Below are 12526 nucleotides of genomic sequence, written 5' to 3'. Positions count from 1 at the left end.
CCGCCTCACTGTGGGCGCCCGTCGATCATCTAGGGCATTTGGGGCCTGTTCGTCTTCGCTCCTTTTCTCCAACAGCATCTCCAGCCGGCGCTGATCGCCGCCTTCGCCCATGTTCCCGTGTTGTCCTCGCTCTTCACCGGGCCACCCTATGGGATCGTGGTGCTTCCCGTCGTCGCCTCGATCTCGCGCGACGTGTTCGAAACAGTGCCCGCGGTGTTGAAGGAGTCCGCATACGCCTGCGGCTGCACGAAGTGGGAAGTCATCCGCTCGATCGTGATCCCCTACACCCGCGGTGGCGTCATCGGCGGCGTCATGCTGGGCCTTGGCCGCGCGCTCGGCGAAACCATGGCGGTAACCTTCGTTATTGGCAACGCCCACCGGATATCGAGTTCGCTGCTTGCGCCGGGAACCACGATCTCGGCGAGCATCGCCAATGAATTCACTGAGGCGGTCGGCGATCTCTATACATCCGCTCTAATGGCTCTCGGCCTCATCCTTTTCGTCATTACTTTTTTCATTCTGGCGATCGCGCGCTATTTGTTGATGCGGCTTGATCGTCAGACACGGAGGTGATTTGTGGCGCTCTGCGATAAACGCCGCCGCGCCAACGTAATTTATCTTGGATTATGCTACGCCGCGACCGCGCTCGGCCTGAGCTGGCTGGTCATCATTTTGTTCGAACTCATCGTCCAGGGTTTCAACGGCCTGTCGTTCTCCGTCTTCACGCAGATGACGCCGCCGCCCGGTCAATCCGGAGGCCTTCTGAACGAAAGCGTTGTTTGGGCCTCACCTTCAAGAGAATGGTTTTTGCGGCGATAGTCGGAGCAACGAAGAGCTCCGGCATATGTCGATGTCAGTGTCTAAGCCTATGTCGAAGCCGGACGCCGCTCCGGCGCGACGGATCGAGTTGTTCACGGGGGCCGGCCGGCGACGCGCATGGACGCCGGAGGAGAAGGCGGCGATCGTCGCTGACAGTTACGCCGGCGGGGCGAGTGTCAGCGAGATCGCTCGGCGTCGAGGCCTGACGCCGACGCAGCTTTTCACGTGGCGCCGGGAGGCGCGCAAACGCGGGACGCAAAATTGCGCGCCAACGCCTCTCTTCGTTCCGGCGCGGTGGCGAGCCGTGAGCCTGTCGCCAGGCGTCGCGCCGGTCCGTCACGGCGTGCGGCTGCGGTGGAACTGGAGATCGACGGCGTCGTCGTGTGCGTCGCGTCCGGTGCCGACGAGGCGACCATCGCGGCGGTGATCGGGGCCCTGAAGGCGCGCGGGTGGCGTCTCCTTTCCGCTCTATGCAAACAGGGTGATTTCGTTCATCGGACCGTCCGGCTGTGGAAAATCGACCTTACTCCGCATGATGAACCGCATGTATGACCTTTATCCGAACCAGAGGGCGGAAGGCGAAGTCATTCTGGACGGAGCGAACATATTGCGTTCGGGCGAAGACCTCAACTCTCTGCGCGCCCGGGTCGGAATGGTGTTTTAGAAGCGAACGCCATTTCCGATGTGGATCTATGACAATATCGCATTTGGCATCAGGCTGTACGAAAAGATCGACAAGTCCGAACTCGACGAAAGAGTCAAGTCGGCCCTCGAGAGGGCCGCCCTCTGGTCGGAGGTCAAGGAGAGGAGTGGCGCGAACTTGTTGTCTCCTGCCCTCTTGCAGTGGAACGCGGCAACGAGCCCATCGTCGCGCAGCGTTCGTCAATGCTCGATCTCGTTTCACCATCGAACGTATTACCGCCGCATTCAACAGTGAGCGGGTTCAGCCAGATGGTCGGCGCTCAGGGTCACATGCAAAAAGGGTCGCCTCTGATGCTTGGTGATGCATCAGCCAACGTTGGAAGACGAGATCAGACATTTCGACGGAACAACCCTCAAAATTGAATCGAACTCTTTCGCCTTTAGGCTTTCTCCCCCAACCAGCAAACCGCCGACCTCCGGCAAGGCCATAATTTCACGCGCATTGGACGGATCAACGGACCCGCCATATAGAATTCGAAGGTTTCTCCCCTTTGCGCCAAAACGTGTCACCAAGCACTTTCGGATATAAGCATGAACTTCTACGATTTCGTCATGTGTCGCCGACCGTCCTGTTCCGATCGCCCATAAAGGTTCGTAGCCTATCGCGTTGGCGGCGAGCGTCATTTCATCGGGAACGCTCCCAGCAATCTGGTGGCCACAAGTAGACAAGGCCTGACCCTCCCGGCGTTGTGTCGCAGTCTCGCCGATGCAGATAATCGCCAGAATTCCCGCACGCCAAGCAGCCTGCGCCTTTTTGGCGACCATTGAATTGCTTTCTCCGTAATGTTTACGCCGTTCTGAATGCCCAACGATCACCGTCGAGGCGCCGGCATCTTTTAGCATTTCCGCGCTGACGTCTCCAGTGAATGGCCCGTCGGCTTCACTCCTGCAGTCCTGTCCGCCAATGTTAAGCCGCCCAGCCGACTTTTGGACCGCTCGCGAAATTAGCGTCGAGGGAGGGCAAATCAACACATCCACGGCTGGCGGCGAAGCCTTTACAGACGCTGCTATGGTCTCGATCTCGTCAAGCTGCGCCTCAAGCCCATGCATCTTCCAATTTCCGGCTATCAAAGCGCGCATTTTTTCCTCATCGCAATTCTCCATCAGCAAATCGAGGAGTTTTAATCGCCGCAAATCAGCTAGGCTTCAGCTCTTGATCCGAACGACTTCGCGTTCGCGGTCTAAAATTGGATGAAATCCTAACGAGGAAGAACCGAAGACATCGCGTATTGTCTAAGGGATCTGGGCTGATACAGTATGCTCGTGATATCACGTCACGCCTTCGCGTGTCGAATAGTTATGAGAACAACACCACGTATTGTGTACATTCATTTTTAGTTGCACGATTGGTCAGTAACTCACCGCCGATACTTTCGACAAGCGATCGAATAATATTCATCCCAAGCCCTTTTTGAGAAGTCGTATCGGTCGCTTCCGAAAATGCAGGACCATCGTCAGAGACCGATAGTGCATAACCCTTTTGGAAATGCAGCTCTAACCGGATTGTGATGCTGCCTTTTCCATATTTAGCGGCATTCGTGATCAGTTCACTAACGACGAAGCCGAGAGGAATACCGGTCGCCGTTGGAAGCTCGACTTCAATCGCCTCCACGACGATCGCCCTATCTGGGCAGCCCGGACAACTCAACAGCGCTGTGAAGTCCCGTCCAAGATCTTCGAGAAAGGGCCTAAAGGCGACGGTTGGTACGTTATCCAAATAGTGAAGCCGCCGGTGGACTCGCGCGATGCTAGCTACCCGATTAGCCGCCACGTTTAATTGAGCGGCGGTGCCGACGTTCTCCGCCGAGCGGCTTTGAAGCGAAAGCAGACTTATGATCATTTGAAGCCCATTCAGAAATCTATGTTCCGATTCTTGCCTTAGAATTTCATAGCGTCCAATCAATGCGTCCGTTTCACGCCGCAAAGTCTCTTCTCGGTATAGCCCCTCTCTAAGGCGGATTTCCATAGACTGGAGCGGCGTGCAGAGCGTTTTGTACCCCGCAGCCACGCAAAGCGCAGGCCCTTGAGACGTAAGGTCTGTATGACGGTCAGAGCATGACAAAAATTGCACCATAGTCATTTCGAATGCCATTCTAATGGGGTTTGGAGCTCAAATGCCACATCAACCATTAGATACAAGATCAGACACGGTGAAGTTAGCTAGGGAAACTACTCAGTCGCCGCGCTCGTATGAGCCGTCGACTTTTGGAGACGACGAGCGGCATTTCCGCTTCAAGAGGTTGTTGTCCGTCGGATCGATTGAAGTGCAAAACGGACGCAATTCCTGGGCGTGGGCTTGTTTTGGCGATCTATAATCGTGGCGAATGTCACAAAACCGAGAGGGACCCATGCCAAGCCGCATCGAAGACTACGCTGTCATCGGGAATTGTGAAACGATCGCGCTCGTAGGGCGAGATGGCTCGATTGACTGGCTAGGCTTTCCTCGATTCGACAGCGCCGCATGCTTCTCGGCTCTGCTGGGCGAGGCTCGCCACGGGCGATGGCTCGTCGCGCCGGTCAAGGGCGATGGCCGGATCACGCGGCGGTACAGAGGTGACACGCTTGTTCTGGAAACCACCTTCGAGAACGAAGGCGCCGCAGTCTGCGTCATTGATTTCATGGCGCGCCGGGAAGGCGTATCAGACATCGTTCGCTTAGTTCGAGGAATACGTGGAACAATCTCGATGCGGACCGAACTCGTGGTTCGCTTCGACTATGGCTCAATTGTTCCTTGGGTGACGCGCGTGGAAGACGGCCGACTCCAACTCACGGCCGGTCCAGATCGGCTATGGTTTGATACGACGATTCGACTGCAGGGAGAGGATTTGAAAACCGTCGGCGAGTTCGACGTGACGGCTGGCGAGGAAATCGGGTTCACCTTGTCCTGGACGCCATCATTTCATCCCGCTCCAGCACGGCTCGATGCGCAAAAGGTTCTAGAGCAGGTTGAGCACTACTGGACGAATTGGGCGTCAACGTTCAAGCCGAAGAACGAATGGTCGGACGCTGTCCTTAGATCACTCTTGACCCTAAAGGCGTTAGCACACTGGGAGACTGGCGGGATCGTCGCCGCAGGGACGACCTCCCTTCCCGAGAAGTTTGGCGGATCGCGCAACTGGGATTATAGATATTGCTGGCTTCGCGACGCCACTTTCACCCTTTATGCATTGACCGGCGCGGGATTTCTAAGCGAAGCGAAGGCTTGGCGTGACTGGCTGCTCCGCGCCGTCGCGGGGAGCCCAGACGAGCTTCAAATAATGTATGGTGTGGCGGGTGAGCGCAGGCTATTGGAGTATATAGCGCCTTGGCTCCCCGGCTATGAAGGCGCGCTTCCAGTTCGTATTGGCAATTCAGCCGCACAGCAGGTGCAACTCGACGTTTACGGTGAGGTTTTAGGTGCTCTTTATGCAGCTCGTCTAACCGGGCTGTCGCCTGATCCCTCAAGCTGGGCGCTGGAATGCGCCCTCCTCGCGCATCTTGAGACGATATGGGATAAGCCGGACGACGGCATATGGGAGAGCCGGGGCGGCCGTAAGCATTTCACGCATTCTAAAGTCATGGCATGGGTCGCTTTCGACTGCGCGATACGATCGGTTGAGGAATTCGGGTTGGAGGCGCCTGTTTCCCGCTGGCAGGCTGTGAGGAAAGCAATCCACGAACAGGTTTGTACGCAGGGGTTCGATTCTTCGCAGAACTCTTTCGTGCAATCGTATGGCGCCGCTTCATTAGACGCCAGTCTGCTGCTGATCCCAATTGTTGGATTTCTGCCATCGTCGGATCAGCGCGTCTTAGGCACCTTGTCCGCTATCGAACGCAATCTTATCCGCGACGGACTTGTCATCCGGTACGAAACTGAAACAGGTATAGATGGTCTCTCACCCGGCGAAGGCGCCTTTTTGCCATGCAGCTTCTGGCTTGCCGACAATTATGCGCTACAGGGACGCACTGACGAAGCTCGAGTATTGTTTGAACGGCTATTGTCTCTTCGCAACGATGTTGGTCTTCTCGCAGAAGAATACGACACGGGCCGCGGACGGCAACTTGGCAATTTTCCGCAGGCCTTTTCGCATCTGGCGCTCATCAACACCGCTCGCAATATTGAACGCGCCAGCAAGAACTCTATCGATATTCCGATAAAAGCCACCCGGTGAACCCCGAAATTGGCCGGTCGATCGATGCTCGTTCGTGACGGCCAAGGCCTCGGCGTTTGAACGGCAACCTCACAAACGATCGATTTTCCTAAACGCATTGGTTATCCGCGGCAATCCCCTTTCGAAGCAATCGCCAAGAACTTTGTAAAAGAAACAATATCTTATGCGCGTTTGAAGATGAGTGCAGGTCGATACCTTGTCATTACTCGCGGGGACCATAAATCTCGACACGTCCTGCCGAAGACCCCGCAATCCGCGACCAGAAATCAGCGGCGTTAATGCCCCTGCATTTTTCTGGTCAGCTAAATGCACTGATTAGTTTCCGAATCTATTTTTCGATCGCGCGGCCAGGTACTCTCGCTTCACCATGACGGGTTGGGCGGCGATATAAATGAATGTTCGCCCGGCCAGTGATGCGGCCGTTCGATCCTAGATATCGGTCGTTATTCATTCAAAGCTAGGTTACCGAGTTTAGTTGCGCATCGCACAGTTAGAGCGTGCACAATTTTAACTTGATCGAAACGGCAATCCGTCTTGGAGGGGTCGCCTTTAACTGTTGAGCGAGTTCCGATATCGGAACCCAGATGTTAAACACTTCAATTCAAGAGTTGGCCGCCGCGATTCAACTAATGCTGACTTTCGCGGGTCACCTTCACTAAGGCGCAAACGAGGAAATAGATCATGATTGATGTTCCCGCGACCAACACAAATGCACCGCTTAATTACTCCGACGTCTCAGCTGAGATTGGCAAACCCATCGGCGCTCATTGGAAAATATTCCTTGGAGAGGGCACCGTCTTGATCCTGCTTGGAATTCTTGCGATCCTTTCTCCTTTCTTTGCTGGTCTGGCTACCACGCTATTTATCGGCTGGCTGCTATTGTTAGCGGGCGTTTCAGGATTAATATTCTCATATCAATCGCGGGCCACTCCAGGTTTCTGGTGGGGGATACTGTCTTCGACCCTGGCGTTATTCGTCGGCGTAAGTTTGCTTTGGAATCCCGTTGGAGGTCTGTTTACTCTCACGTTGCTCCTGATCGGCTACTTTCTCGCGGACGGCGTCTTGACCATCATTCTTGGGTTGAATCATCGGCGCGAGCACACAGACCGGTGGCAATGGATCGTCGGAAGCGGCGTTATCGATCTCTTTCTAGCGGCGATTCTCATTTCCGGACTGCCGGGCACTGCCTTCTGGGGGTTCGGCCTTCTGGTCGGTGTTGATCTTGCTTTCGCTGGCGTCTCTATCGTTGCAGTTGCAATGGCGGGGCGCATGGCTGCTGCGTAAGCGAGAGAGACATCCAATCGTCGTAAAGTGCTTGCTGCTAAAGCGTTGGTGGATTGTTCACGCTCTGATGCCTGCGTTGTTCCCAGACGCGAATGTGATGTGGGTTTCCCCACGCGACAGTCCGAACCTAGGGATCTATTCGAACCACGGGCCAATTCCCGGGCGGCGGCGGTGGTTTCTGCGGCTTGGGCGCCGGGGCAGGGGCAGGCGTCGCCTGCTGTTGCGGCGGCTGCTTCGGGGCCCCTTCCCGTACGCCTAGCGGTTCGAGGAGCACAATTGAATGATATGGTCGATCGGAACCGGGACCTTGAGAACCCAAAAGGAGGCTGAGAAAGTGGAGGCGCAGAGTCGCAACCGTCTAATCGCGCATTTGGGCTCCCGGAAAGCGGCTGTGCGCATAGGAATAGCTTCCGACCATGGCGGGTTCGTCCTCAAATGCGAGATGGCGGCATCGTTGGAGTCCGCGGGGTATGAGGTCGTTGATTTTGGCGCACACCAATTAAACCCCGAAGATGACTATCCTGACTACATAATTCCCTTAGCTCGAGCCGTCGCCGCGGGCCAGCTTGAGCGCGGCGTGGCGCTCTGCGGCAGCGGCGTTGGAGCCTCCATCGCCGCGAACAAGATTCCAGGAGTGCGCGCGGGGCTCATCCATGATGTTTTCTCCGCCCATCAGGGAGTTGAGGATGACGACATGAACGTCTTTTGTTTGGGCGGGCAAGTGGTTGGGACGGCGCTCGCGCTGGAGTTGATCGAGACTTTCCTGAGCGCTCATTTCAGCGGCGCTCCACGCCATCGACGGAGACTGGCGAAGGTTCAGGCGCTTGAAACAATCCTGCCGCGAGGCTTCCTCGAGACGTTACGCCAGCGTGCACAAAATCCATAACTGCCTCGGCACATGACCGTCTTGCCAGCCCGATAATTAGTTCGCAGCCCAATTCGCAACGTCGAACAGGCCTCGCCCGTTTCCGACCAGTAAACCTGTCAAGTTTCCCTTGTTTGTACTCCACGCGCTCCCCCGCCTCCCCTATCGTCGCTTTTTACGTCACGTCTTAAAATCACAGGCATGAGTAAATTCCGAACCTGCCTCAACTGCTTTCCGTCAGCTACGGTCCATCAGGTCAATATCAACACACCAAGATTTGACACTCTTGTGTCCCTTTCCTGACTCTTTCAACCGCTCGATATGCCACGTCGTTCTATTGTGATCACCCCACAAAGGTTGGGGGAGCTTCAGCCTGACGCAGCAACCCGATCGACCGCTTTAATAGATTGAAGCTTGAAGCGAACCGAGGCGACGTCTTTATTACAATCCGTCCGCTGTACTAACGAGTTCGTCGAAAATCGAGGCCGCGCCAATTACGAAATTCAGGGAGTCACTAGAAAATGAACGTACCCGTTTCGACGTTGGAAGGTGTGACCCGAAACAACACAAACGCGCCCGCTAAAAGCGAGGGACTCCTTGCGCAGGACGAGTTGCAAAAGTTGAATGCGTATTGGCGGGCGGCCAATTACGTTTCCGTCGGTCAGATCTATCTTTATGATAACCCGCTGTTGCGCGAACCGCTGACTCTTGCGGACGTGAAGCCCCTGGTCGTCGGACATTGGGGCACCGTGCCGGGCCAGAACTTCATTTATGTGCATTTGAACCGGGCGATCAAGAAATATGATTTGAATATGTTCTATATCTCTGGCCCCGGCCACGGAGGGGCCGCACTGGTTGGCACCACCTATCTAGAGGGTACATACAGCGAGATCTATCCAGATATCAGCCAGGATGAAGTAGGGCTAAAAAAACTATTCAAGCAGTTTTCGTTTCCAGGGGGAATTTCCAGCCATGTCGCGCCAACGACGCCGGGGTCGATTCACGAAGGCGGTGAATTGGGATATTCGTTAAGCCACGCTTTCGGCGCCGTGTTCGACAATCCCGACCTTATCGTCGCCTGCGTTGTCGGCGACGGCGAAGCTGAAACAGGCCCTTTGGCTACCTCCTGGCAATCCAACAAGTTGCTCGACCCGATCACCGACGGAGCCGTTCTGCCGATCCTTCACCTTAACGGATACAAGATCAGCAATCCCACTATCCTCGCGCGTATCGAACATGAGGAACTAGAGCAGTTTTTCAGAGGCTGCGGCTGGACGCCCTTGTTCGTGGAAGGCGATGACCCTGAAACCATGCATCAACTCATGGCTGCCGCAGTGGACAAGGCCGTGGAAGACATTCGGCAGATCCAGAGGAATGCGCGGGACACAAAAAACGCGGCCCGGCCGCGCTGGCCGATGATTGTTCTTAAATCCCCTAAGGGCTGGACCGGACCTAAAGTCGTCGATGGTCTCCATATCGAGGGCACTTTTCGGGCCCACCAAGTTCCTCTCATCGTGGATCCCGCTCATCCCGATCACGTGGCGCTGTTAGAGAGTTGGATGAAGAGCTACAAGGCTGAGGAACTGTTCGATAGAAACGGACGTCTATTCCCAGAATTGGCGGATCTCGCACCAAAGGGCGAGCGGCGGATGGGAGCCAATCCGCATGCTAATGGCGGACTTCTCTTGCGCGATTTGCGCATGCCGGATTTTCGCCTTCACGCGGTCAGCGTGGCTTCACCCGGCGCCGTTGACGCCCAGGATACGCTGGTGCTCGGTAAGTTCCTTCGCGATGTTGCCATTTTGAATCAGGATCAGCGCAATTTCCGCGTCTTCGGTCCAGATGAGACGCTCTCCAATCTATTAGGCGCAGTGTTTGAGGCCACCGACCGTCAGTGGGACGCCCAAACGCTCACAAATGATGAATTTCTTGCGCCCGCCGGACGCGTTCTGGATTCGATGCTCAGCGAGCATCAGTGTGAGGGCTGGCTCGAAGGCTATCTGCTGACTGGCCGGCACGGTCTGTTCAACAGCTACGAGGCTTTCATCCGCATCATCGATTCGATGTTCAGCCAGCACGCCAAATGGCTGAAGGTGACATTGGAATTGCCCTGGCGCAGAAAGATCGCATCACTTAACTATCTGCTCGCCTCTCACGTCTGGCAGCAGGATCACAATGGATTTACGCACCAGGACCCAGGCTTCCTCGATCATGTTATCAACAAAAAGGCGGATATCGTTCGCGTCTACCTGCCGCCAGACGCCAACTGTCTGCTGTCAGTTTTTGACCACTGCCTGCGCAGCCGCCATTACGTGAACGTTGTGGTGGCTGGCAAGCATGCGCTGCCGCAATGGTTGTCCATGGAAGCCGCAGTCGTACATTGCACGGAGGGCATCGGTATCTGGCAGTGGGCCAGCAACGACCAGGACAGTGACCCAGATGTTGTGATGGCCTGCTGCGGAGATACGCCGACTTTGGAAATTCTGGCCGCCGTGTCAATCCTCAGGAAGCATATTCCCGAGCTTAAAGTCAGGGTGATCAATGTCGTCGATCTCATGAGGCTCCAATCGTGCAGCGAGCATCCGCATGGACTGAATGAAACCGACTATGATTCGCTTTTCACGAAAGACAAGCACATCATCTTCGGCTTTCATGGATATTCCTCGCTGGTGCATCGGCTAACCTATCGGCGGACGAATCGCAATCTTCATGTCCGAGGGTACAAGGAGGAAGGCACGATCACGACCGCCTTCGACATGCGTGTACAGAATGACCTTGACCGCTTTCATCTCGTGCAGGATGTGGTGGATCGCCTGCCGCACCTGGGTGCCAAGGGGGCATATCTGAAACAGATGGCTCGGGACAAGCTTATCGAGCACAAGCATTACATCGATAAGCATGGCGAGGATATGCCCGAGATCCGGAATTGGAAGTGGGGCGATTCCAAATGAACGCGCAAGCGCTGATCGACACCGCCGAGGCGCTGGTCGCCGACGACAAAGGCCTGCTCGCGATGGATGAGAGCAATACCACCTGCAACAAGCGATTCGCCGCGGCGGGGATCGCCCAGACCGAAGAGACCCGACGTTCCTATCGGGAATTGCTTATTACCACACCAGATCTGGAAGAATGCATCAGCGGCGCGATTCTCTATGACGAGACAATTCGCCAGCAGACGAAGGATGGGACGCTTTTTGTTGAAGTTCTCAAAGATGCAGGCGTCATTCCAGGGATAAAAGTCGATATTGGCGCAAAGGATTTGGCAGGCCACCCAGGCGAGAAAGTTACCGAAGGGCTTGATGGATTGCGCATTCGACTTCACTCGTATTTTGAGATGGGCGCTCGTTTCGCCAAATGGCGCGCGGTGATCGCTTTGGGCGACGGCATCCCGAGCCAGGGTTGCATCGAGGCGAACGCTCAAGCGTTGGCCCGCTATGCGGCCCTGTGTCAAGAAAGTGGATTGGTTCCCGTCGTTGAACCCGAGGTGCTCATGGATGGCGATCATGGGATCGAGACCTGCCGCGCGGCGACATCGGAGGTCCTGTTTAGGGTTTTCGGCGAGCTTCACTCCCAAGGCGTGATGCTGGAGGGGATGATCCTGAAGCCCAATATGGTGCTTCCGGGATTAACCTGCGCCACTCAGGAATCGGTGGACGAAATCGCGGAAGCCACAGTGAGGTGTCTCCTGCGAATGGTTCCGGCCGCCGTTCCGGGGATTGCGTTTCTGTCGGGCGGCCAGGACGGCACACTGGCCTCAGCCCGGTTGAGTGCCATGAATGCGAGGTTCAAGCCGCCGAACGCACGCGTTCCTTGGGCGCTAGCGTTTTCTTTCGCGCGCGCGATCCAGAACCCGGCTTTGGAGATCTGGGCCGGCAAGGAAGCGAACCGATCAAAGGCCCAGAAAGCTCTTTATCATCGGGCGAAGTGCAACAGAGCTGCTCGCCGCGGGGAATATAGCGTGGCGATGGAACTAGTTGACGCGGACGACAAGTTTTCAGCAGGTTTAGCGCATGCAGGTCAGGGCCTGGAAAGAGCCAAACAGTGATCGCGCCTCCCAATGAACTGCTGCAGCTTTACTTCATCCGACACGGCGAAACCGCTTGGTCTCTCTCCGGCCAGCACACGGGAGTGACAGACATTCCCTTGACTGCGCATGGCGAAGAGGAGGCGCAGGAACTCGATCCATGGCTCCGAAAAATCAAGTTCGCTCTCGTCCTCACCAGTCCCCGCGAACGCGCCCGGCAGACCTGCGCACTCGCCGGGCTCAGTGCTCTGGCGAAGATTGAACCCGACCTATCCGAATGGGACTATGGCGATTACGAAGGAAGGTTGTCCGCGGACATTCATAAAGAGCGACCGGAGTGGAATGTATTTCAGGACGGTTGTCCTCATGGTGAAACGCCTGAGGAGGTTTCTGACCGAGCCGATAGGGTCATAACGCGCCTCCAGGCGCTTAAGGGCAATGTCGCGCTCTTTTCGCACGGCCAGTTCGGGCGCGCCCTCGCCGCGCGATGGATCGGTTTGTCTTTGACCGAAGGGCGGCATTTTGCCCTTAGCGCGGCCTCGCTCAGCATTCTCGGTCATGAAGCCAGTCACCCCAAAACACCGGTCATAGTTCTATGGAACGCGGTCCCCGCATTACTGTCAGCCGCCTCAGAAACCACGCAGAGATAACACTAGATTTAGCCGACTTCATCTTGTCTGC

Annotated in this window: 10 protein-coding genes and 2 pseudogenes; 10 read left to right on the top strand and 2 right to left on the bottom strand. The window is 55.9% G+C overall.

Annotated features, from left to right (window positions below):
- Positions 1-33 precede the first annotated feature (33 nt).
- The 4 genes and pseudogenes from BM177_RS14210 to BM177_RS14195 form a co-directional block, all read left to right on the top strand.
- A pseudogene (locus BM177_RS14210) lies at positions 34-573 on the top strand (ABC transporter permease subunit); the annotation flags it as partial.
- 3 nt (positions 574-576) lie between these two features.
- Positions 577-819, top strand: a complete 243-nt coding sequence (locus tag BM177_RS14205) for an ABC transporter permease family protein (RefSeq protein WP_091684763.1) — start codon at positions 577-579, stop codon at positions 817-819.
- Between the two features lie 25 nt (positions 820-844).
- A complete protein-coding gene (locus tag BM177_RS21160) occupies positions 845-1246 on the top strand; it encodes a transposase (protein WP_091684761.1) in 402 nt (133 codons plus the stop codon).
- Positions 1247-1273: 27 nt separating this feature from the next.
- Positions 1274-1648, top strand: a pseudogene (locus BM177_RS14195) (phosphate ABC transporter ATP-binding protein); the annotation flags it as partial.
- Between the two features lie 179 nt (positions 1649-1827).
- Here the strand turns inward: BM177_RS14195 and tpiA are convergent.
- Both tpiA and BM177_RS14185 read right to left on the bottom strand, forming a co-directional pair.
- Positions 1828-2625, bottom strand: coding sequence for a triose-phosphate isomerase (gene tpiA / locus BM177_RS14190; RefSeq protein ID WP_210185916.1), 798 nt, complete (start codon positions 2623-2625; stop codon positions 1828-1830).
- 193 nt (positions 2626-2818) lie between these two features.
- Complete coding sequence (locus BM177_RS14185) at positions 2819-3487, bottom strand: sensor histidine kinase (protein WP_175492618.1); 669 nt, start codon at positions 3485-3487, stop codon at positions 2819-2821.
- Positions 3488-3869: 382 nt separating this feature from the next.
- Here BM177_RS14185 and BM177_RS14180 point away from each other — a divergent pair, with 382 nt between their 5' ends.
- The 6 genes from BM177_RS14180 (at position 3870) to BM177_RS14155 (ending at position 12495) form a co-directional block, all read left to right on the top strand.
- Positions 3870-5672: a glycoside hydrolase family 15 protein gene (locus BM177_RS14180; RefSeq protein WP_091684808.1), complete on the top strand. Its 1803-nt coding sequence runs from the start codon at positions 3870-3872 to the stop codon at positions 5670-5672.
- A gap of 681 nt (positions 5673-6353) precedes the next feature.
- The gene (locus tag BM177_RS14175) at positions 6354-6956 is read left to right on the top strand and encodes an HdeD family acid-resistance protein (RefSeq protein ID WP_091684757.1); all 603 of its coding nucleotides are present in this window, start codon (positions 6354-6356) and stop codon (positions 6954-6956) included.
- Positions 6957-7236: 280 nt separating this feature from the next.
- Positions 7237-7842 carry an RpiB/LacA/LacB family sugar-phosphate isomerase gene (locus BM177_RS21155; protein WP_210185914.1) on the top strand — a complete coding sequence of 202 codons (606 nt, stop codon included), beginning with the start codon at positions 7237-7239 and terminating at the stop codon, positions 7840-7842.
- 500 nt (positions 7843-8342) lie between these two features.
- A complete protein-coding gene (locus tag BM177_RS14165) occupies positions 8343-10772 on the top strand; it encodes a phosphoketolase family protein (protein WP_091684755.1) in 2430 nt (809 codons plus the stop codon).
- On the top strand, positions 10769-11866 hold the full coding sequence (locus BM177_RS14160) for a class I fructose-bisphosphate aldolase (protein WP_091684753.1): 1098 nt from the start codon (positions 10769-10771) through the stop codon (positions 11864-11866). Before BM177_RS14165 ends, BM177_RS14160 begins: the two co-directional genes overlap by 4 nt.
- Positions 11867-11886: 20 nt before the next feature.
- Entirely contained in the window at positions 11887-12495 is a 609-nt protein-coding gene (locus BM177_RS14155; protein WP_175492620.1) for a histidine phosphatase family protein, read from the top strand.
- Positions 12496-12526 lie beyond the last annotated feature (31 nt).

Source organism: Methylocapsa palsarum (genome assembly GCF_900114285.1).
In the GTDB taxonomy this organism is placed as follows: domain Bacteria; phylum Pseudomonadota; class Alphaproteobacteria; order Rhizobiales; family Beijerinckiaceae; genus Methylocapsa; species Methylocapsa palsarum.
Note: the sequence above shows the minus strand (reverse complement) of the source record. Positions and strands in the feature narration are given on the sequence as shown.

Coding starts and splice junctions, on each gene's coding strand:
- BM177_RS21160 (WP_091684761.1), top strand. CDS start 845: ATGTCGATGTCAGTGTCTAAGCCTATGTCGAAGCCGGACGCCGCTCCG.
- tpiA (WP_210185916.1), bottom strand. CDS start 2,625: ATGGAGAATTGCGATGAGGAAAAAATGCGCGCTTTGATAGCCGGAAAT.
- BM177_RS14185 (WP_175492618.1), bottom strand. CDS start 3,487: ATGGAAATCCGCCTTAGAGAGGGGCTATACCGAGAAGAGACTTTGCGG.
- BM177_RS14180 (WP_091684808.1), top strand. CDS start 3,870: ATGCCAAGCCGCATCGAAGACTACGCTGTCATCGGGAATTGTGAAACG.
- BM177_RS14175 (WP_091684757.1), top strand. CDS start 6,354: ATGATTGATGTTCCCGCGACCAACACAAATGCACCGCTTAATTACTCC.
- BM177_RS21155 (WP_210185914.1), top strand. CDS start 7,237: ATGATATGGTCGATCGGAACCGGGACCTTGAGAACCCAAAAGGAGGCT.
- BM177_RS14165 (WP_091684755.1), top strand. CDS start 8,343: ATGAACGTACCCGTTTCGACGTTGGAAGGTGTGACCCGAAACAACACA.
- BM177_RS14160 (WP_091684753.1), top strand. CDS start 10,769: ATGAACGCGCAAGCGCTGATCGACACCGCCGAGGCGCTGGTCGCCGAC.